This is a genomic window from Candidatus Odyssella thessalonicensis L13, assembly GCF_000190415.1.
GTDB classification, from domain to species: domain Bacteria; phylum Pseudomonadota; class Alphaproteobacteria; order Paracaedibacterales; family Paracaedibacteraceae; genus Paracaedibacter; species Paracaedibacter thessalonicensis.
Map to the genome: position 1 here is coordinate 420473 of NZ_AEWF01000001.1, position 21475 is coordinate 441947.

The 21475-nt window shown below is 41.6% G+C and carries 16 protein-coding genes and 1 tRNA gene; 8 read left to right on the top strand and 9 right to left on the bottom strand.

The window, feature by feature from the left end; all coding sequences use genetic code 11:
- Positions 1–155 precede the first annotated feature (155 nt).
- From HMO_RS0102090 to HMO_RS0102105, 3 genes are all read left to right on the top strand, one after another.
- Complete coding sequence (locus HMO_RS0102090; RefSeq protein ID WP_010298120.1) at positions 156–749, top strand: hypothetical protein; 594 nt, start codon at positions 156–158, stop codon at positions 747–749.
- 460 nt (positions 750–1209) lie between these two features.
- Positions 1210–3390 (top strand): adenylate/guanylate cyclase domain-containing protein, encoded by a 2181-nt coding sequence (locus tag HMO_RS0102100; protein WP_029448200.1) that lies wholly within the window; start codon positions 1210–1212, stop codon positions 3388–3390.
- A 64-nt stretch (positions 3391–3454) separates the two neighbouring features.
- Positions 3455–3531, top strand: a tRNA-His gene (locus tag HMO_RS0102105).
- Between the two features lies 1 nt (position 3532).
- Here HMO_RS0102105 and plsY read toward each other — a convergent pair.
- The 4 genes from plsY to tssA all read right to left on the bottom strand — a co-directional run bounded on the left by plsY (position 3533) and on the right by tssA (position 8080).
- The gene (gene plsY, locus HMO_RS0102110; RefSeq protein ID WP_010298129.1) at positions 3533–4120 is read right to left on the bottom strand and encodes a glycerol-3-phosphate 1-O-acyltransferase PlsY; all 588 of its coding nucleotides are present in this window, start codon (positions 4118–4120) and stop codon (positions 3533–3535) included.
- Positions 4120–5199, bottom strand: coding sequence for an ATP-dependent 6-phosphofructokinase (locus HMO_RS0102115; protein ID WP_010298131.1), 1080 nt, complete (start codon positions 5197–5199; stop codon positions 4120–4122). Before HMO_RS0102115 ends, plsY begins: the two co-directional genes overlap by 1 nt.
- Before the next feature lie 484 nt (positions 5200–5683).
- Positions 5684–6799, bottom strand: coding sequence for an alanine dehydrogenase (ald, locus tag HMO_RS0102120; protein ID WP_010298134.1), 1116 nt, complete (start codon positions 6797–6799; stop codon positions 5684–5686).
- Between the two features lie 75 nt (positions 6800–6874).
- Positions 6875–8080: a type VI secretion system protein TssA gene (gene tssA, locus HMO_RS0102125; RefSeq protein WP_010298137.1), complete on the bottom strand. Its 1206-nt coding sequence runs from the start codon at positions 8078–8080 to the stop codon at positions 6875–6877.
- Positions 8081–8261: 181 nt separating this feature from the next.
- Between tssA and tssK the strand changes: the two genes are divergently transcribed.
- The 4 genes from tssK to rpmG all read left to right on the top strand — a co-directional run bounded on the left by tssK (position 8262) and on the right by rpmG (position 15145).
- Positions 8262–9638, top strand: coding sequence for a type VI secretion system baseplate subunit TssK (gene tssK / locus HMO_RS0102130; RefSeq protein WP_010298140.1), 1377 nt, complete (start codon positions 8262–8264; stop codon positions 9636–9638).
- Positions 9635–10495, top strand: coding sequence for a DotU family type IV/VI secretion system protein (locus tag HMO_RS15365; RefSeq protein ID WP_010298144.1), 861 nt, complete (start codon positions 9635–9637; stop codon positions 10493–10495). The genes tssK and HMO_RS15365 overlap by 4 nt, the downstream gene beginning before the upstream one ends.
- Positions 10492–14808 carry a type VI secretion protein IcmF/TssM N-terminal domain-containing protein gene (locus HMO_RS0102140; protein WP_010298146.1) on the top strand — a complete coding sequence of 1439 codons (4317 nt, stop codon included), beginning with the start codon at positions 10492–10494 and terminating at the stop codon, positions 14806–14808. The genes HMO_RS15365 and HMO_RS0102140 overlap by 4 nt, the downstream gene beginning before the upstream one ends.
- 169 nt (positions 14809–14977) lie before the next feature.
- A complete protein-coding gene (gene rpmG, locus HMO_RS0102145) occupies positions 14978–15145 on the top strand; it encodes a 50S ribosomal protein L33 (RefSeq protein ID WP_010298149.1) in 168 nt (55 codons plus the stop codon).
- Between the two features lie 234 nt (positions 15146–15379).
- On the opposite strand, the gene nhaA is transcribed toward rpmG, so the two are convergent.
- The 3 genes from nhaA to HMO_RS0102160 all read right to left on the bottom strand — a co-directional run bounded on the left by nhaA (position 15380) and on the right by HMO_RS0102160 (position 18596).
- Positions 15380–16570, bottom strand: a complete 1191-nt coding sequence (gene nhaA, locus HMO_RS0102150) for a Na+/H+ antiporter NhaA (protein WP_010298152.1) — start codon at positions 16568–16570, stop codon at positions 15380–15382.
- A 378-nt stretch (positions 16571–16948) separates the two neighbouring features.
- A complete protein-coding gene (locus HMO_RS0102155; protein WP_010298155.1) occupies positions 16949–17242 on the bottom strand; it encodes a hypothetical protein in 294 nt (97 codons plus the stop codon).
- 280 nt (positions 17243–17522) lie between these two features.
- A complete protein-coding gene (locus HMO_RS0102160; protein ID WP_010298157.1) occupies positions 17523–18596 on the bottom strand; it encodes a hypothetical protein in 1074 nt (357 codons plus the stop codon).
- Between the two features lie 396 nt (positions 18597–18992).
- On the opposite strand from HMO_RS0102160, the gene HMO_RS0102165 reads away from it, so the two are divergent.
- Positions 18993–20141 carry a flagellar hook-basal body complex protein gene (locus HMO_RS0102165; RefSeq protein ID WP_010298159.1) on the top strand — a complete coding sequence of 383 codons (1149 nt, stop codon included), beginning with the start codon at positions 18993–18995 and terminating at the stop codon, positions 20139–20141.
- Between the two features lie 161 nt (positions 20142–20302).
- Here HMO_RS0102165 and HMO_RS0102170 read toward each other — a convergent pair whose 3' ends face one another.
- Together HMO_RS0102170 and HMO_RS0102175 are read right to left on the bottom strand one after the other, a co-directional pair.
- On the bottom strand, positions 20303–20974 hold the full coding sequence (locus HMO_RS0102170; RefSeq protein ID WP_139016799.1) for a hypothetical protein: 672 nt from the start codon (positions 20972–20974) through the stop codon (positions 20303–20305).
- 58 nt (positions 20975–21032) lie between these two features.
- A complete protein-coding gene (locus tag HMO_RS0102175; protein WP_029448211.1) occupies positions 21033–21341 on the bottom strand; it encodes a hypothetical protein in 309 nt (102 codons plus the stop codon).
- Positions 21342–21475: the final 134 nt, after the last annotated feature.

Sequence of the window (21475 nt, forward strand, 5' to 3'; positions counted from 1 at the left end):
TAGCTCTAGAGGCTTTAAGAAACCAGAATTTAACGAGCTTCCAAAATCATTATTTACGCCTTATACAGGCAAAAAAGTTCGCCTATTCTAACACCATTAGCTCAGATTGCCTTGAGTATTCTATTCAAACCAGCCAACTGGGAGCTATGTATTGTATGTTGGATAATGATCCTCAACTTGGCTTGCATATGCGTATAGAGAACCCAGAGGATAGCTCCTTCTATTCATTAGTACAGTACGCAATCATAAACCATCAACCTGAAGTGGCTATTTCTCTTATAGAAAGAGGAGCGCCAGCTTATACGGTGGGACAGATACGAGATAGAAGGAAAATAATTTATACTTTTAATCTGGCTTTTGAATTTCTTAACCAAACCCTTGAGTCTCAAGACAATAAAAAAATTGAGCTAGCGCTTAAGCTAATTCACAACATGATTCTAAACGTAGAAAAATTTGATTTGGAAAACGGACCTCACCCGGAGAACTCATATGTCTATCTTAACTCTTTAGCGCAAGAAATAGCTAAATTAGAGAAGAGAGTAAGGATTTATAAAGAATATTATCAAACAAAAGACGATGAAGCGCTAGGAATGATAATCCTTATAACGAAGCTCAAGGCCGAAGAACAGCGTGTCCTTGCTTATAAAGCGGTTCAGCAATTTATGCAGCAAAAACTGCAACGTGAAAGAGAAGAGAAAGAAAAAGAGCAACGAACAAATAGTTATTCTCACAGTTATGCTCGCTCTTAATAAAAAAGGCGTCCCTAAAAACGCTTTTCTTTGCTTACAGTCTATATAAAGCTGCGCCAGAGAGTTAGGCAAGGTGGATTCTAAGCCTTTTTAGCCGCCTAAGGCTAGAAAGGCTTGATATTCCTTCTTATCTTCACGACAACTAATGGCAAATACTGGGCTATACTTATTAAACCACGGGATAGCTTTTCCTGGCATTTGTCTAATCCTGTGATAGTTACCCTATAGCCGATCCGTCAGATAAATCCATATCATACACCACCTTATTTACTTAAGCTCCACTATACGACTTAATTTAGCATCTACATTATTCGTCGATATGTTCCTTATTATTCCCCTCAGCTAAATAAAGAACTTTCTTTACACCATAATTTCTCTGTAGTTTTCATTTCAAATTTTTACATTATATTAACCCAGCAAAAATATAATAAAAACAAATATAATGGCCATGGGTTATACAATGCAGCGTATTTTAGCATTTATTTTGAAATGGGTTAAAAAGTTCGTCCAGCAACGAAATTTGCGATTTGATATTCTATCAAGTTTCTTTGTGATCCAGATCTTAACAGCCAGTTCCATTGTCTATTATACCTATACGAATAATTCTAAATCCATTTTAGAATTAGCCCAGAAAATGATGGAAGATTTAAGCGAATCAAAAATTGATCGCATTCGTACGCGTTTTGATGGAGTTCAGACTTCGGTTCTCATGGGATCCTATATTCTCAAAAACCCTCAAAGCATTAATACTCAGAACAAGATCCTATTAGACTATTCTATTGCTGTAGTTCGCCAATATCCGTTTGTCGAGAGTATTTTTATCGGCACAGAAACAGGCAACTTTTTACAAGTCAAGATTTTGCCGCCGAATTCAACTTATCGCTCTAATCAGCGCTTACTTCCTAAAAAGGCTAAAATTGCGGTGCGAATGGTTGAGCGAAGTGGCCATGATACCCGCGAAACCTGGTCCTATTTTGATGATGATTCCAAAATTCTGGAAACAGAGGAATTACCGCCATCCCAAGTGCTTTATAACCATAAAGTTAGAGAATGGTATCAAAGGGCCCTCCAAACACGTAGCCAAATATGGACCAGCATCTATATCTTCTCAACTACCGGTTTACCTGGGGTTGCTAATGCAACGCCGCTGAGCACTTATGAAGGGCAGTATTTTGGTGTGATCGGCTCTGACATTCCCTTAGATGGCTTTACAGAAATACTAAAGAATATCCATTTTGAGGGCTTGTCGCTGATCTTAACAAAGAAAGGTGAAATAGTTGCTTCTCCTTTTGAAGAACGACCGGCCAGAGTCTCTTTTACAGCAGCTGACACTCAACTGAGGACTGTTAAGGATCTAACCAATAAACTGCCCGCAGAAGCATTCCGCCTTTATCAAACTAATAATTTGGACAAATTCATCTTTACTTATGAAAATCAGACTTATATTGCTTCATTTAAAGAATACGATACGGCGACCTTCAAAGATTGGATTTACGTCTTTATTATGCCTATTGATACGCTAATCGGTGAAATCAAGCAGACTCAACAGGATACCCTTATTATCAGTTTTGTTATTTTCATTCTATCGATCATCTTCATCACCTATCTGGCGCATCGGATTTCACGGCCCATCATACAACTGTCGCAACAAGCAAATAGAATTTCTTCTTTTGACCTCTCTTATCCAGAACAAGTTCATTCAGGCATCAAAGAACTTCAGCAATTGCAACAGTCAATCAACACCATGAGGACCAGCTTAGTGTCATTCGGGAAGTATGTTCCTAAAAAACTGGTGCGCACCCTGTTAGATAAAGGTGAAGAGGTTAAGATTGGCGGCAAGTCTAAGAAAATTACCATTATGTTTACAGATATTGCTGATTTTACAACTATTAGTGAAACTTATCCTGCCGACAAGCTGGTTAATCACCTGTCTGAATACTTTGAAGAATTGACGCAAATTATTGACTCTGTCAATGGTACTGTTGATAAATTTATCGGGGATGCGATTATGTCATTTTGGGGGGCTCCTAATATTGATCGGGAACAGGCCATGCATGCTTGTACAGCTGCTCTTCTGTGTCAAAAGCGTTTAAATGACCTTAACCGGAAATGGAACTTTGAGAAGAAGCCTCTTCTTAATACGCGCATCGGTATTCATTGCGGTGAAGCTATTGTTGGCAATATGGGCGCAAGTTGGCGCATGATTTACTCAGTCTTGGGAGATAATGTTAATCTTGCAGCGCGTTTAGAAGGACTCAACAAATATTATCATACTTCAGTCATCATCAGTGAAGACGTTTATCATCAAATTCAAGATGATGTCGTCGCCCGTCCACTGGATATTGTTGCGGTCAAGGGGAAGAAAAAAGGCATCAAGATTTATGAATTAATTGCGCTCAAAAACAGCAATTCCCTATTATTGCCCTGCGATAAAGATATTACTTTTTGTGCTCGTTTTGATCGAGCTGTTTATCTTTACCGCGATAAACGTTGGGACGAGGCCATCGAACAGTTTATGCTGATCGAACAAGAATACGGCAAGGATTATACGGCACAGCTTTACATTGATCGCTGTAACTATTATAAGAAAAACCCTCCGCCCCCCAATTGGGATGGTGTCTTCATTGCTAGCGAAAAATAGATAAGTTTTTTAGAGTTTCTTCTTGACTCCCGCCCCTGGGAAAAGGTAATAATATGGATATGTGGCGGGAATAGCTCAGTTGGTTAGAGCGCAAGATTGTGGCTCTTGAGGTCGCCGGTTCGATCCCGGTTTCTCGCCCCATCTAATTCCTCCTAATTAATGATTCCTCCCCTTTCATAATCCGTCGAATATTGTCTCTATGGGTCCAAAATATTAAGAGATAAATTGCAATCCCTAAGATGGATACTTCTATCGAAGTTCTTAAGGCGGCAGTATAAATAGGCGCCATAAAAAGCGCAATTAATGCTGCCAAAGAAGAAATTTTAAACACCTTTGCTACAGCCAACCATGTCAAGGCAATACATAGACCTAATAAAGGATTGATCGCCAGATAAACCCCTAGGGCAGTGGCCACTCCTTTTCCACCTTTGAATTTAAGCCAAACTGGAAACACGTGGGCAATGATCACCACAAGGCCTGTCAGAGCCAAGGTGGTTTCGTCAAGCCCCACATATTTTGCCGTCAGGATAGCGAGCGCTCCTTTGAGCGCATCTGCCAAAAGGGTACACGCAGCCAAAACTTTGCTACCGGTCCGTAGCACATTGGTAGCACCAATATTACCAGAGCCGATATCGCGAACATCACCCCGTCCTGAAAGCTTAACAAAAATAAGTCCAAAGGGAATTGAACCTAAAAGATAAGCAAACCCGAGAACAAGATAAGAGTGCATTATTGATCCCCTAAACAAATTCCCAGCCCACGAGCCGTATGAACCAAGATATCATCCAGCTGTAGACTTTGATACCCGTTGATGGCCACAGATACTGGCACATCAACAACTTTACGATTTTGCCAAGCCACCATCCGATCAAATTGCCCATTTGCAAGCAGATCGACAGCATGAACTCCGAAAGCTGAGGCGATTATCCGATCCAAAGCATTTGGTTGCCCACCACGTTGAATATGCCCCAGGGAGGTTACACGGACATCCGCCCCCGTGCCTTCTGCTATTTTATTGCCAATATAATGCCCAATGCCGCCATAACGGATGCGTTCCCACTTTTGCGAAACCACCACGGGTTCGCCACCTTCATCCTTTACGGCTTCAGCCACAATAACCAAGGCAAAATTACGTCCTTGTTCCTGCAAACGCTTTATTTTATTGCAAATATTTTCGATCTTATAAGGTATTTCGGGAACGAGAATGACATCGGCTCCGCCGGAGATTCCCGCTGCAATAGCAATATGCCCTGCATCTCGTCCCATGACTTCTAAAACCATCACCCGTTGGTGACTGGCGGCTGTTGGCTGCAAACGGTCCAACGCTTCCATGGCAACTTCGACGGCCGTCGAATAACCAATCGCATTTTCAGTAATCCCCAAATCATTATCAATGGTTTTAGGAATGGCCACAAATTTGATATCTGCTTTCTGTGCCAACTTGTGCAGAATTCCAATACTGCCATCACCGCCAATACCGATGAGAGCGTCAACACCTAACTCGCGATATCCCTCCACAAATTCATCCGAACGATCAACAGCCTGCCCTGACATCGGAAAAGCAAAAGGATTAGCTTTGTTGGTTGTCCCGAGCATGGTACCGCCGGCCCGCAGCATGGTACTATCACACATCTGGGGCGTCAGCTGACGATATTGAATGGGGCGATTAATTAATCCAGTCGTGCCATTGCATATCCCATAAACTTCCCATCCATAACCACAAACTGCCCGATGTACAATCGCTCGCACAGCCGCATTTAAGCCTGCACAATCCCCACCACTCGTTAGGACACCTATTTTCTTAATCAAGAGACACCTCTGGGTTTAAAGTTAGATCAGACTACACCTTAATTATAAAGCAACATCCTTCTTATGCCTCCGCCCATAGCGTCACAAGCTTCAGCCCTTGAGAGTGGAAGCAACTTTCTACCTATGATAAATAGCAGCTACCAAACCTTAGTAATTATACGGATCTTTACGAAGAATGATTGTCTAAGGGAGCGTCCATCCTGTTTTAATCAATAGAGATATTATGCCAGCACTTAACCTTGAGAAAAAGATAATAATATGTAGCCAGAGGATAAAAATTAGAATAAGTCTCGAGAATGGATAGCTTCTTTTTATAAAGTAATCTTATAAGCAGCTTTATCCCATTGGGAAATGATTAAGGCTCTTGCTATGCTAGCCTTTCATTTCTCCGGGCATAACACTTATCAATAAATCATACGAAAGGTCAACTAAGCAAGAAGGCATCAGCTTGCGCCTTCCCCTGAAGTTTCTCAGGGGAAGGCTCTTATATCACCAGCTCAGCCGCGTTTACATAGTCGACATTTAAATCGCGCGCAACAAGTGGATGAGTAATATTTCCTTTAAAGACATTCAAGCCATTGCGCAAATGAATATTATCCCTTAAGGCTTGACGGGGCCCTTTTTGCGCTAGGGCAATAATAAAGGGTAAGGTTGCATTATTCAGCGCCTGAGTTGACGTCCGCGCCACTGCTCCCGGCATGTTGGTCACGCAGTAGTGAACAACCCCTTCTTCAATATACACTGGATCTGAGTGCGTGGTTGGCCGGCTTGATTCAAAGCATCCGCCTTGGTCAATGGCCACATCGACTAACACGGAACCTTTTTTCATCGCCTTTAACAAGTCGCGGTGTACTAACTTAGGCGCAGCTGCACCCACCACTAACACGGCACCAATCACTAAATCAGCACGCTTTACATAGTCTTCAACGCTATCAGAGGTCGAGTAAATTGTTTGAACGCGCCCCTTAAACATCCAATCGAGCTCATTTAAACGCCGAGGATTTTTATCAATAATGGCAACTTTAGCGCCTAGTCCTACAGCCATCTTAGCGGCATTAGCGCCGACCACGCCACCCCCCAGAATAACAACATTTGCGGGAGCCACGCCAGCAACGCCACCCAGTAAGATCCCTCGCCCTCCTTTTTCCTTCTCAAGATACGAGGCGCCAGCTTGAATTGACATTCGTCCTGCCACTTCACTCATAGGCGCTAATAAGGGTAAGCTACCAAAGTTATCTGTTACCGTTTCATAAGCTATTGCTGTACATCCAGAGCGCATCAGTCCATGCGCTTGCTCGGGATCTGGGGCCAGGTGAAGGAAAGTAAACAGAGTTTGCTCTGGCTTAAGCCTCTGCCATTCAGATGGTTGAGGTTCTTTAACTTTAACAATAAGCTCTGATTGAGCAAAAACTTCCTCAGCCGAGCCGACAATCGCAGCCCCTGCTTTATGATAATCCTCATTCGTAAAGTCTATGCCCGCTCCAGCATTGTTCTCGATAATAACGGTATGTCCTAGTTTGACGAGTTCTTTGACGGAGGCAGGTGTCATACCGACGCGGTATTCGTGGATCTTAATTTCTTTGGGGACCCCAATTTTCATGGATTACTCCTTATCGTTTACCAATTAATTCTGTAGGAAAGTTTATATTAATGACCAAATTATCAGCAGAGTCATTTACCGTATTCCTTCTGCTGTCATCGTTGGTGCGGCGCGAGTAGTGCCTATTCCTAGAAATTTCATTAAAGCCATAATATCTTCTGGTGAAGAGCCCATCTCATTTAATATATCAATCATTGACTTATTTTGCCATAATATTACCCGATGCAGCAAATGTGAGGCAGGGCTATGGGGCTCAAGTGTCTGTAAAAGAGCAGCAATCTTAGAGAGCTGTTCATAAGCCTGCTCACGGGTTTGCACTTGTATCTCTGCAGCAAATGCCGCTTGGTTCTGCGGGGAGATTTCACTTAAGGGTGTGGTGGAGATAGAGGATTCTTTGTGCAGTGAGATACCTTGCCCCTCTTCTCCGACGGATCGCTGCTCAGGGCTAGCCGTCTGCGCCTCAGCGGCAGTAGTGCTTTCTGGGACAGGACGATTAGAGATTTCGGCTTTGTAAATGCGGATTAATTCCTGAAAGTTACTTGTTAATCCCTCAAATGCTACTGTGTTATCAGGAAACTGGGCGTCGAGTGTTTTCTTTAATGCAATTAAGGATGCCTCTGCAGATAATAAATTTTTAAGATAAGCCTCACCATAAGCTGTCGACACCATCGATAAAATTGTTTGGCATTGCTCAAAAGTAATCTGCCCTCGTTCTTCAGCTTTTCTGGCTAATCTTTCCGCATCAGGAGCTCTTTTTAGGACAGAATCAAATCTTTGAGCTGCCAACCAACTTGCTAAAGTAACCCCTTCACCAAATTCATCAGGGGCAAATACCAATTTCACCAGTCGGGCGGCAAGCGTTGTATCCAACCAGCTATAAAATTGTGACCGATATTCAAGGTCATCTGAGGCAAAAGCGGGATAAATCGTTTCCCAAAATTTTTCTGTCAATCCTGTGATGAGTTGCAAGCCGTGAGCTAAGCCTTCTATCCCTTCTGATATGGTCCAAGCTTCAGCCAACCATCCGGCAATTTGTAAATCTTTAGTTTGGTGCTGCAAAGCGTCTAAACACAACGATTCAACGCGTTTCCAATCAGCTCGTTTTAATTCATGCTGCCAAATACCATAAGACAAAGAATCATCATCTTCACGGCGTGCTTCACGAATTTCATCATAAATGCGCTCATATCTTAAGGGCCTCCCGCTAGGATTCTCACCTTCTATAGGGCTAAGCAACGCTTCAATATTTATCAAACGATCAGGAGCCTGAGATTCCACCATTTCTTATACTCATCAATTACCAAATGGCCTTATTATTAAGATCCATTTCAACAGCTGCTAAGATCCATAACACAGTTTTCAGCAAATAAGGATCCGCGCATTTCCTCTTGTGTCTTTCAATTAATATTTGCATACTAAAAAGGAAACGTAAATTTTTAATTAATTTTTTAAGGATTTTGATATGAGTCAGAATTTTCCTTTAGTACCAGCCATTCAATGGTACGAAGGAATGTTGCTTTCTCCGCAACACTTTCAACAACTTGAATTAAGATCTCAGCAAATTCTATCGGCTCATTTAAAAAGTCTGAGCCCTCATCATTGGGGAATTATTGATCTTCAACTCGATAATGTGACGCTTCCCACTGGGCTGCTAACAGTTATCGAACTTAAAGCAATTTTGCCTGATGGCTTAATCCTTGATTATTCTGCCCGGCCTGACAATATTCAGCTACAGCTTGACCTTAAACCATTCCAAGCCAGCCTCGCTGAGCACGCCCGCACCATATATTTATGCGTTCCAGAGTTAATGCAGGGAATTTCTCCGATTACTGGGGAATGGCCGCGGTATGTGGCCATCGAGGGGGATGAAGTACCGGATTACAATGCGGCAGATAATGTCGTTCATATTCCTCGCTTGCAACCCAAATTATCGTTAATCCTAGCTGATACGCCACCGCCGCGCTATGTTAGCATTCCAATCGCTAAGGTTGAGTATATTGATAATGTATATGCCTTAGCCAGTTATATCCCTCCGTGCTTTAGCATAAATGCCTTGAGCCCCTTGGCGGAGAAATGCAGCCAGTTGATCCGTCGTTTTCGCGAAAAAGCAGCATTTTTATCTGAGAAATGGCAAACCCAGATTGGCACCCCCTTACTCGGGGAAACAGCAGCCCAACTTAAGCCTCTGCTTGAAAGCTTACCCTTATTAGAGCCGCTTTTACAATCAGGACAGCCACATCCTGCTGATTTACATCAGGCGCTTTGCCAGATCGCGGGAAAGCTATCGACCTTACGCTTAGGTCAAATCCCACCAGTATTTCCCCCTTATCAACACAATGAAATATTGAACAGTTGTTTACCATTAATTGAATGGGTATCGCTTATCACAGATAGCTTAGAAAAAGCTTTCAGTATTATGCTCTTTGCGGCCCGGGATGATTACTTCTCGATAAAATTACAACCCGAGATTTTAACCCAGCGTTTGATGATTGGGCTTAAGAGTAATGGTACCTTAAGTGAATCAGAACTCATTGAATGGATGAAAGATGCAATTATTGTCAGTGAGCCGATGCTGGAGTCCGTGCGGGTGCGACGAATCTTAGGGACCCCACGACAAGTTATGGATAACTCTGATATTATTGATTTAATGCCTGGCCGAGGGGTGGTCCTGTTTAATATTAAAACAGATAATGCCTTCATTATTCCCAATGAGCGCCTTTATATATTTAATCCCGCCGACACCAAAGAAAAGCGGCCCGCAGAAGTCATTTTATACCTGCGGCATGCCGAATTGGGGCGAGATATTGTGAATTACTTGCAGAGAAGTGAAGAAGCATGACGATTGATTCCTCCGCTATTACCGCTAATTTTCTCATGCAAAACTTCCAAGATTTCTACCGGGAATTACTTATTCAAAAGGAAATCGCTCTGCGTACTTTAGAGGACAGCCGCGACATCCCTTTAAAAAACGCCCCCAGTCAATCTCCAGTTGAGGCGTCACAAAGTGATGAAAGTTTACTCAATGAAGCCACCAACACGCCGGTCGAATTAGAAAGTATTACCGATAAAATCCAGCATCAATTTCGTCTGATGTTTGAGCGATTTTCCTTAAATGCCCAAAATCAAGTGGGTGAGTTTGCTGTTACCCACTTCCAAGATACTCTGTATGGGATGGCTGCCCTTCTTGATGAGACCTTTTTAGCCTTTTCTTGGGTTGGAAAGAATCGCTGGGAGCGCAATCTAATGGAAAAGCAGCTCTTTCACACTCAAGTTGCCGGTGAGCTGATCTTCAGTAAAATTGATGATCTTCTAAATGCTAATGATCCGGTCAGGAATGATGTGGCGACCATTTATATGTTAGTTCTATCTTTAGGATTTAAAGGTAAGTATCGCGGCGAAAACGCTGATCCTCAGATCCTGTGGTACCAACGTGAACTATATAAAATGATTCACCGACACTCGCCTGCCTTATTTACGACAGGCCGAGAACACTTAATTCCGGCGTGCTATGACCATGCAATTTCTTTACCTGCCGGTAAAGGTATCCCGGATGTCCGCAGTTGGTTTACGGCTTTTGCGGCGATCCTTTTCATCTTTATCGTTATCTCCTCATTCCTATGGTTCAAGCTTGTCCGCGATATGGATGATGCTTTAGGACAAATTCTGACCCAAGCACAAAAGTTAGGCTTATCATGAAGACCATAATGGACTTTATTTCAGGACTGAACGCATATCTTCACCTTATTGTCATCTCGGGGGCAATTATTGCTTTACTCTTGATGTTACTGTTTTTATATGTAACATCTCGTAAGGTGCAAACTGAAATTGACAAACGTGTGCCGCCCGGATCCGCCAAAGCAGCTGAAGATTTGCTACCACCGGAAGATAAAACGCCACCTTGGGGGGGATTCTTCTCCCGTTATCTGACCCTTCGGGGATATTTTAAGGTCGGCGATTTGAGTCTTATCTTTCTGCGAGCCCTCAAATTATTACGTAACCGTCTAGATACTGTAAATTACAAGTATTTCTTGCCCTGGTATCTTATGATTGGCCCGTCCAGTTCTGGAAAAAGTAGTTTAATAGAGCGTGGTGGCGTTGCTTTACCGCTGGGTAAGCCCACCTTTGGCGTTCATGAGGATAATCCTGGCTTAAAATGGTGGTTCTTAAATCGCGGCGTCATTCTCGATATCCGCGGTGATTTGCTGATTAGATCTCGGGGCACAGAGGCTGATGAACGCGGATGGCAAACAATTGTTAATCTTTTAGCGCGCTATCGTCATCGTCGCCCGGCGGACGGGATCATTCTGACCATACCCGCCACTGAATTATATGGTAAAAATAAGCTCTCGGCCGAGGAGATTGGGGATCGCGCTCGCTTTATCTCGCAGAAATTGATCGCTGTCCAGAATTATATGGGCTTAAGACTTCCTGTCTATGTAGTCATCACTAAGACGGATGCGATACCTGGTTTCCAACAATTCTGCAAATGTATTCCTTATAATAACCGCCATAATATGATTGGCTGGTCGTCGCCCTATCTGCCAGGGACCGCTTACTCCGCGGCTTGGATTTCTGAAGCATTTGGCTCAATAAAAAACACTCTAACCCGCCTAAAATTAGAAATACTCGGCCAAGGCACCGATGAATTATCTCGCGATGGCGTGTTTGTATTCCCTTCTGAGCTGATGCATCTCCAGAAGCCGCTCTCCATCTATATGAACCATATTTTTAAGATTACCTCTTATGATGAATCATTGCTGCTTCGGGGCATCTATTTTTGTGGTGATAGTGGGGCTCATCTTAATCCGGAACAGTTAAATATTATGGCCCAAGAGGATGAGCCAGAATCGGTAATCACCACCCCGATTGGGGCGTTGGAAACGTCCCCTGAGAAATCAGACGCCCAAACCCCTATCTTCTTCTTGAAAGATATTCTTGAAGCTAAGATTTTTAAGGAAACGGGTCTGGCGCAACCTATTCGCCAGCGTCTAATCTCAGCCAACAAACATTTGAATTACGCCAAAGCTGGAATTGTTGGGTTTATGGGTATTGGCACGTGGGGCATCTTAAAAACCTATGACAATTTTAGCCAAAATCGAGATTACTTGTTACCGGTACTTGGTAAAGTAAGTTCAATTCTGTACCAGATCCCTGCAACACGCTTGGACCAAAACCGAGTTACCGCCCAAATGTTTGATGAGCAGACGCGTCAACTGCTCGATATGATGGATAATTTGCAAAAGGCTGATTTCTTTTCAATATTTATGCCTTCGTCCTGGTTTAGTCCCATCAGCGATAATTTGAAGACATCGCTTAAAGTATCCTACGATCAAATCATCCTCAGAACAGTTTATATGGATCTGCTTTTAAAGGCGCGCGATATGCTCACATTTCGAGTCGGGGCCGACGATTATACGCGCGCTCTGGCGGATATGTTAACGCCCGTGAATACGGTGGAATACCAACTTTTCAAGAGCTATGTGCAACGCTTCATTGACCTGAGCAACCATATCGACAAGTACAATCGCCTGCAAGAAAGTGCCGACCCTGAACTGTTAAAAGATGTGGTCCAGTATACTTTAGGCATTGAACTTCCTAAGGAATTCTTGAAAAATTACTCGAGCTTTCGTCGAGTGTTAAAAGATGTGCCTTATCCTAAAATTGATCTCAATCCCTATCAAGGCACGGCCAGAGAAACTTTAAACCATCTTTACAGCCACTTTATTAATAGTATGTTCTCGGCCCGGACTGAGAATTCGATTATTGGTAAACTAAAATTGATTACTCGGGCCTATGGCAAAAGCCCCAAGGAAGAAGTTCCCTCTCTTGATCCTTTAAGAGAAATTGCCCGGGATCTCCGCCAAGCTATTCCTCACCTTGGTGAACCAGGTAAAACCTGGATGGACGGCGATTATTTTGATGCAGGCGTGGATTTTTCAGAATTGATGGGACAAATAAGCAGCTTTAAGCTATTTGGGCCAGATATGGTCCATCTTTTTGCAGCTGCAACAGCAACTGGCTACCGTCAATTCCAGCAAAGCATGTTAGAGCTTAACAATATGCTAGCACCGCGCAAGCCGATGGATGACCCTAAAAGGGCTCGCCCTTCTGACGGCTTGATTAATCTCGAAAAAAGCTTAACATTGCTCTTCAATCAATCCTTTATGACGGAGCCTACCGGAGAGATGTTTGTCTCGAAGATTCCGGAGACCCACGTCGTATTCTGGAATTCGAAACTGATCGATTTTGCCACGGATGAGGTTAAAAGCTATGAGCAATATATGGAGCAGCATTTTGATGAATTACCACCGGGAATCCGTGGTACCCTTAAGGAAAGTATACGAGCCAACCTTCAGAAAAACATTGTCAGCTTAATTGCTAAAGCGCAAACCATCACCCCACGCCCGTTATCGCAGTCAACAATTGCAGCAGCTGAAGAAACCCTGCGAAATAAAATTGATGACGTTAAAACAATTGTTCCTAAATTTATTAAGCTATTAGAAGTGATGAATGATGGCGGCGTGGGCACAGGCTTCGTCGAATTAAGAACGCTTTTAGGAACGCTCTCGACGCGTCTTTTAGAGCAAGTGGATCAACTGTTAGAAGGCTACGGCCTTTATAAAGTTAAAGAAGACAATTTCAGCTGGTGGAATGGAATCTCTTCGCCTATTCTTGATGGATATAATGTTAAAGACGCCATTGATTTAGGAAATTATCTAGAAAAACAAAGGGCGCTGCTTCGCCGCCTAACCCATGAATACGCCACATTTATGGTGCAGTTTCTAGCCGCCCCAATCCTTAGGGAGTACGCCGGTCAAGATGACCTTGTGTTCAAATGGAAACGCTTAATTGATGATGTGGATGGTTATGAAAAGAAAAAGCCAGGCAATTCCTTACAGATCCTTGAGGAAAGCCTGAGCAAGGATCTAAGTGATATCGACTTACAGAAATGCTTTACCAAGATTCCCCTTAAGGATGTGCGCAGTGGCTCCGGCGATTACCTCTTAAATCGCCGGGATGAGATGAAGCGCGGCATCCGAGCACAATGCGAGATTTTACGTCGCCAACAAAGCATCAGTAATTATCAGCGCCTTGCCGAATACTTTAATGACAATATTCGCGATAAATTTCCGTTCCTGGCCAACCCACAACCTGACTCGCCTGAAGCAGAACCGGATAACATTAAAGAATTTTTCCGCATTTATAAAGATTTAGGAAATGATCCTAAAGTAATCTATGATCAAGTTTATCAGCTTGGCGCTGAAGCGGAAGATTCCTTTACCTTCCTTACCGCTATGGAAAAACTTAAGGTTTTCTTTGAAAGCTTTCTAAAATCCCCGGTTCCTGCTGAAGTTCCAACCTTTGATATTGAAGTCGCTTTCCGTGTTAACCGTGAGCGGGAAATGAGATCTAATTTAATTATTGATTGGACGCTCACACCTAATGATACGCACGTTATTACCAATCATGATAAATCTAAAGTGGGTCAATGGAGCTTTGGTAATGAGATCCAAGTAAGCTTCCGCTGGCCGCCCATGGCACGCATGCAGCCCTATAAAGATCCTAATCAAGCCAATATGGAAGTGGAAGAAGGCACCGTTACTTATCGCTATCCCGGCCGGTGGTCGCTGTTCTGGATGATCCGCCAACAGCAAGCCTTACAAAGTGAGTACAGTGCGTTAGCCGAACCAACGCCTTATATTCTGAAGTATGAGATTCCCAATGGCCCAGAAGATAAAACTCTTGCCTTTATCCGGGTAACCATTCTCTCGCCCCGTAAAGGTCGCCAATCGGGTAAACCGGTTCGCATCCCGCCCTTCCCGACTTTGGCGCCTGATTTACCAGACTCAGTTCTGCAAAAAGCTAACCAAGCAGTCTTAACGTTGGGTAATCAACGGCCCACTGAGCCCACAGAGGATCAAGAAGAGCCGATTCCCCCTACGTCAGCAGACCAAGCAACCGAAAGCCCTCCGGCTCCTGAAGCCACCGCTTCCGCCGACCAAGAATAAATTTTTTCGGTTCACAATGGCGGAGGCTAACTGGCTAAGGCAGCCTCATCTAAAACTTAAGATTTTAAGCAGGGAAAAATGATTTAAACCATTTGACCCTTCTGTGTCTATTTGTTATATATAGTAAAATATAAATTTGTGTTTAGACAACACATCATGGAGATTAGATATGGCAAAGGCCGCAACAATCGCAATTAAAATGTTGAGCACTGCAGACACAGGCTATTTTTACGTTGCTAAGAAAAATCCACGTAAAAAGCCAGAAAAGTTTGAGTTCCGTAAATACGACCCAGTAGCTCGCAAGCACGTAATGTTCAAAGAAACAAAGATTAAATAGTCTTGTGCTTTAAAGACATTTGAAAGCTTCCTCAGGGAAGCTTTTTTTATATAGTTTTATCCTTGGCAAATTTATTGAATCTTATTGTTCCTTGACTAATACTACCTATGAGATCTCAAAAGCTTCTTTATTAACATGCCCTTTTCATAAGCTGTAGATCCTAATGCCTTAATTATTGCTGCGCTGCTAAGAAATGATAAGGTGCTCTATCACTTATATAAGCTAATTTATACCTTACTTATTGTGAGATAAATTAGGAGCCCCTCTGAGAATCATGAGACCTGCAAACGCTGAGAGAAATGAGGCACCAATAACGCCTAACTTCATCTGGTTAATATAGGCGATCTTTTCAAATGACAACAACCCAATAAATATACTAAATGTAAAGCCTATGCCACATAAAATGCTGGTCCCATAGTATATTCTCCAGGACATATTATGAGGAAGCTGGCAGATGTTTAAGCGGATAGCAATATAAGAAGAAACCATAATTCCCAATTGTTTACCGACAAAAAGACCGCCAATAATCCCTAAGCTAATTGGAGAGAAGAAATCTTTAACTGCTAATTCTTGAAAATTAATTTCACCATTAAGAAAGGCAAAAAGAGGAAGTATCACGAAAGTCACAAGGGGATGCAAGTAAGACTCCAACCTTTTCAAAGGCGAAGCGTTTTTATCCCCATACTTTGAGTTATATAATGGAATAAAACTACCTAATAACACCCCAGCAATTGTGCCGTGGATCCCTGCTTCCACAAGTGCTAACCACAACACAGTGCCGAATAAAAGATATAATGATAAATTACTTATCCTCATCGCATGTAAGAGCCCCAAAATTAGTAAACATATAAAGGCAACCAATAAGGGCATAAAATGTAATGTATTGGTATAAAATACAGCTAATACAAGGACAGCTATGAAGTCATCAATAATAGATAAAGCAACAACAAACAGCCTAGCAGATAAGGGAATTTTGTTAGAAAAGAAGGCTAAGATTCCTAACACAAAAGCTGTATCAGTGGCAATTGGGATCGCCCAACCTTTTATAAAATTGGAATCTGTAGAATTGATAAGATAGTAAATCAGAGAGGGTATGATAGCTCCACCACAAGCAGCCAGAAAGGGCAAGGCAAAAGCTGCTCTCGATTTGAATTCCCCTTCCAAACAGTGAAACTTTGCCTCCAAGGTTAACAGTAAAAAGAAAAGAGCCATTAATCCGTCATTAACCCACTTGATAAGAGGCTTATCCAGATATAAGTCACCAAATCTAATACCGATAGGCAATTGAACTAGCGCTTGATACTCATCATATAAATTACTATTACTAACCGCTATCGCAAGGAGCAAACTGACCAACAGCAGTAGTCCAGAAACTATCTCTAATCTTATAAAAGATAAAATTCTTCGCTTAGAATGGATGGACATCTTTTATCCTGCAAACGTTTTGCTAGTATAAATTATGTCATCCTTATATAAATTAAGTATTAATACAGCCACTACCGCCCTGTTCCTTTTCTGCTCGTAGGGTTGAGTTCTTTCATGGATTGCCAATATTTCTAGTGTAGGCACCTTCTCATCTTACCCTTTTGCTTCAGAATATGCCTAAGGGCCAGCAAGATCTTCTATTTTTAAGGGATTAAGGAAAAGCACACAGACGGATTCTCTAGCAGACCTAGGTCTACTAACGCTTAAGATAGAATCTCCGCTCAATAGTTTAGGGTCAACCTTATGGACAACGTCGCCTACAAGTTATTCCCGTCACTTACTATAAATTAATGGATAGTGGTAATTATAGCTTAATTATCACTGACGCGGACGATACAGTCCAATAATCTGAGAGATCATGGCTTCGCTGATGACATCACGATGATGCCGCGCTAAGAAACGCCTAATACTACGGATATTAGAGTCATAAAGCTCGCGTCCACCGACGGATGACATATCAAAGCTCAAGAATTTACGGCGAAAATTTGCTGCTAAATCTTTATCCATCTTATATTCACCACAATCGTGGCAATGTACTTCAACATACTTATCTTTTTGAGATTCTTCATGGCGATGGAGTTTAAAATTGCAAATCGGGCATGGGTTTGTCATCTTAGCTAACCTTTCGGACAATATTCTAATTCCAATTTATCATCGACATCTTAATTCTTTATTAAAAAGCAGAACTTTTCAGAAAGTTATTCTTAACGATCTTTCACGATATTAGCTTAGTAGCAAAACATTCATAGCAATCATGATCCTGAGAATGTTCAAGGTATAAGCAAATAGTGAATAAATATCTGTAACCCCTGATCCTGTCTGAGATTATGGGGTAAAAAATCCTCCCCTAAGGGGGGATGATTTTAGAGGTCTTTAACAGACTCTAAGATACTTACTTATATATATGTGAAGCTGGAGATTCACTTGAAACTTTTAACTTTTGGCAATTTTGTTTGAACAGTGTATATATCTTACCCCATACAAATTCCCTCAATTTGTCCTTTAGGGCATAGGTGCTAAGAGGTAAAGGAGAGATGTGGGGTTCGTTGCTGTTTAAAGCCTCTAACCTTAATTCCATTGACAAGATTCCTTCTACCCCATTAATGAGAACAGAGTATGCCGAACTAAAACTATTTAGTCTGGATAAACTATTAATGTAATCATTAGCTAGGTACTGTGGCCCTACACTACTACCCTCTTCTTCCTCACGCTCTCGCTTTATTGTTTGAGCGTTTCTTTGGATCATATGCTCAAAACCACGGCAAAATTTTTCTATATCAATGGTTTTCTGCATTACTGATTCAGTTAACGATTTAGGCATCGCATAATCAGAATGGTTTAAAGTCTCACTCGATTGCAATACTGCTAAGAGATAATCCTCTTCTTCTGAGTAAGATTGCTTATCAGAGCTCTTTGCTTCTTCCTCTTCTGAGTCAAAAATTCTTCTTTTCTTCTTTGCCGGTGACTCCTTGCTATCCGATAAAGCTCGTTGCAAATCTTGATATATTTTTTGCAACATCGCCTCATCACTCAGAGCAATAATCTCTTCAGTGGCGCCTGTTTTCTTATTAGGTAGATAGCTCACTTCAAAAACAAATGCTTTGCTAGAACGTTGTGCATTTAGTTGCTCTAGCTTCAAGGACTCCTTGGCTTTTAGCTCTATTCTATTAGAAGAATCAGCATTTATTTGTGGTGCTATCGATAGTGATTCTTTTACCGATTCTGCTATAGATGGTGGCGGCGGAATTTCATAAACGCAACGGTAGTCAAAACCTTCTTGAATAAGACGCTTACCATTTACCGCATGTGTCATCATTTGAGCAATGGTAGGAACTGTCGAGCTTTTAGAGGATATTATAGCTAATCTACTACTTGGAGCGTCCATACTCACCGAAGGTATAGTGATTATAGGAAGAAAGAAAACTAATTTCTTTAGCAATTTATTACAGCTCTTATTTACCGGCATTGCAATATTCCTTAAATATATTATTTAACTTTAAATTCCTGCACCAGGAATTATTTATAAACTTCTTCATTTATTAATCCCAAATCATATATCTATCAATTTAAAAAATCAAAAGAAAATATTTTTACTAATATATACTCTTAAAAGCAAATGTTAAGGCGATATTGAGCAGAATAAATTGATCATTTTCCAGTCGTCAAATTTTATAGGGGCATATAATACCTAATTTCTGCCTTATATTGGCACTAGAAACTTATCTTTCTTGATAAGTATTCCCCTTCCTCAAAGCATTTCTTTAAGTTTGTAGCTAACCAATATTAACGGACTTTTAACCACTGTACACCGCCTTAAAACAGATTTTATTCTGTAATTGTTAATCATTTTATTGAGGTTTTTATGTTCAAAAAATCCTGTATTGACTTAGGTATAATTAGCCTTTTCTTCTTAACTCAGCTCATCGCTATGGAAAAGGAAGGAAATTTCAATGATCAGCCAGTTAAGTTAGCCGATATTATTGTTTCTAACCAAACTTGTGGAGAGCGCATAGATTCTGACTTTAGCACCCATATGGCTATTGATGGGGATGGTTTTTTCATAACCAGTTCTGCTCCGGAGGATAATGAGAATCTTTTATTTACACGGGTAGGCACATTTGTGCCGGACAAAAATGGAAACTTTGTTAATCATGAGGGTCAGTTTTTGAAAGGATTCCCTATCGACGCTTCTGGGACATTAACTGAAAAGGCATTAGAACTTAGCAACTTACAGACGCTTTCACTTACAAATTTTGAAGCACAGGCGGCCAAGGCCACAACAGCAATTTTTATTGATGATACAACGCTGCCCTATAAGTCATATCTTAACAGTGAATATGTTGAATCATTTAAGATTAATGATGAACAAGGTTATGCCTACGGTCTAAATCTTGTTTGGCAAAAGGTAGCAGTCAAACCAGAAACTTGGACCCTTAAAGTACAAAGCCCAGAGAACAATCAAACTTTCACCATTGAGGAGCCGTATCACTCAGGGATCCCACTTAGCTTTAATAAATGGGGCTACTTAACCACAATTAATGGTAAGCCTATAGATTTTCACATTAATAATGTCCCTCCTTTAACCATAATCTGGAAGAACAGTGAAGCTGTTAGCAATATTACAATAAATTTAGGGGGAAGAGAGGTCAACAGAGGCGTGCGGGCTTGGGGTGATAAATTTATGGCAACAGCTGTGAGAGCCAATGGCAATATGGGTGGATATCTTTTAAAATGTGTTATTGATAAATACGGTAGCTTAGTTGGTGTTTATGATAATGGCCACTGTCAAGCTTTTGCCCGAGTTGCCTTAGCGAATTTCCCGGCACCCCATAAACTCAAAAAAATAAGATGGGGCCTATATTGTGAAAGTGAAGATTCCGGAAGCTGCCAACTCTCTTTACCCGGGTCGAGGGGAAGCAGGATAAACCCTAATGTCATTGATCCCTTAAGCTTTAATAATGATTGGGATGGACACAGGAAGTTTGCCTGGGAAAATAAGAGGGCAGATTAGACTTTAGCACCTGCCCGAAATTATCAAAGAGTTTCCTATAAAAAAGCAGCTGTAAGCATTAAGCTTCAGCTGCTAATTTAATTACGGTCCTGATAATGATGCTCTCTTACCGGATGTAATCCAGAAAACTTCTGTACGATCAATCGAACTTTTTTAAAGCTTTATAGAAAGTAGCCAGAATGATTGGCTTTCTTTCTCCTGGCATTAATCTTTTCTATCTGTTTATTATGTGCTGTAATAAGTTTTCCTACTGACCACTGCTGAAGGTGATAGCGGAAATCGACCAACCTTCCAGGCAGAGAATAGGTCTCGACTGCAGGTTGAATGTCTTGTAAGGAGAGCTCAACTGTTAAAACCCCATCCTCGCCGTTAATTAGCGCAGAACTCCTAATGGTGAAATCCTCATGATTGCTTAAATAATTCTGATAATCAGTTATATACTGATCCGTAGTTGCATATAGGGTTTCTTCGTGTCGCTTGCGCTTAAGTTCTCTTTCCTTCGTGATAATTGCTGCAGTTAAACCAGCAATAAATTTTTTCTCCTCTATGCTTTTTTCCATAATCTTAATCAGCCGAGCCTCAGGAACTGCATTCCTGATCCGCTCCATAACTGACAGGGTCGCCTCGAAATAATCTTCATCGGATTCCGCTTCTGAATCTTCTTCATCGGAACTGGCATCTATTGCTTCTTCAGGTTTCGTCCCCTCTTCATCACCACTTTCCGAGTCGGGTTGGTCTACTTTAAAAATTCTTGGCTTCTTGGCATCAGGATACGTTTTCAGAGGGCAGCTCATTAATATATTTTCTAAGCTTTGGAATAAAGCATTGAACATTTCGATTTCGCCAAAGGTTAACACTTCATTAGAGGCATGGTCAGGGTGGTAATAAATTTTAAAAGATGAGCCCCCTCTCCTTTGCAAATGGTCCTGGGTTCAGCACTTCGCCCTTTTCAAGTTCACCCAACTCTTCGGCTAAGTTGAAAGACTCCGCCTTGAAAAAAGGGAGCTTATAGATTTGCTCAAAGTGAAAAGCTTCCTTAACAATACGCTCACCATTATGGCGATCAAGCATCACCTTGGCGAAGCAAGATAAGCGGGCAGACGGCATAGACACCTCCATGGTTGCTCCGTTGACAATCCCTCCCCATTGGCTCATACAAAAACTAATTAACGCTATCTTAATGACTCTGTTCCAAAACACCTTATTTGCCCCTCTGACATATGCTTTTAACTAAAGATTTATAATATGATGCCAGAAGTTGCGTAAAATAAAACTAAAATTTTACTTATGAAAAATGCTACAAAAGTATCAATATGTTTGCTTATATCAGTGCA

Excerpts from the sequence above, each read along its gene's own strand:
- HMO_RS0102160 (WP_010298157.1), bottom strand. The coding sequence starts at position 18,596 with ATGCCGGTAAATAAGAGCTGTAATAAATTGCTAAAGAAATTAGTTTTC.
- tssA (WP_010298137.1), bottom strand. The coding sequence starts at position 8,080 with ATGGTGGAATCTCAGGCTCCTGATCGTTTGATAAATATTGAAGCGTTG.
- HMO_RS0102100 (WP_029448200.1), top strand. The coding sequence starts at position 1,210 with ATGCAGCGTATTTTAGCATTTATTTTGAAATGGGTTAAAAAGTTCGTC.
- ald (WP_010298134.1), bottom strand. The coding sequence starts at position 6,799 with ATGAAAATTGGGGTCCCCAAAGAAATTAAGATCCACGAATACCGCGTC.
- plsY (WP_010298129.1), bottom strand. The coding sequence starts at position 4,120 with ATGCACTCTTATCTTGTTCTCGGGTTTGCTTATCTTTTAGGTTCAATT.
- HMO_RS0102090 (WP_010298120.1), top strand. The coding sequence starts at position 156 with ATGTTGGATAATGATCCTCAACTTGGCTTGCATATGCGTATAGAGAAC.
- HMO_RS0102165 (WP_010298159.1), top strand. The coding sequence starts at position 18,993 with ATGTTCAAAAAATCCTGTATTGACTTAGGTATAATTAGCCTTTTCTTC.
- rpmG (WP_010298149.1), top strand. The coding sequence starts at position 14,978 with ATGGCAAAGGCCGCAACAATCGCAATTAAAATGTTGAGCACTGCAGAC.
- nhaA (WP_010298152.1), bottom strand. The coding sequence starts at position 16,570 with ATGTCCATCCATTCTAAGCGAAGAATTTTATCTTTTATAAGATTAGAG.
- HMO_RS0102155 (WP_010298155.1), bottom strand. The coding sequence starts at position 17,242 with ATGACAAACCCATGCCCGATTTGCAATTTTAAACTCCATCGCCATGAA.
- tssK (WP_010298140.1), top strand. The coding sequence starts at position 8,262 with ATGAGTCAGAATTTTCCTTTAGTACCAGCCATTCAATGGTACGAAGGA.
- HMO_RS0102140 (WP_010298146.1), top strand. The coding sequence starts at position 10,492 with ATGAAGACCATAATGGACTTTATTTCAGGACTGAACGCATATCTTCAC.
- HMO_RS0102170 (WP_139016799.1), bottom strand. The coding sequence starts at position 20,974 with ATGTTCAATGCTTTATTCCAAAGCTTAGAAAATATATTAATGAGCTGC.
- HMO_RS15365 (WP_010298144.1), top strand. The coding sequence starts at position 9,635 with ATGACGATTGATTCCTCCGCTATTACCGCTAATTTTCTCATGCAAAAC.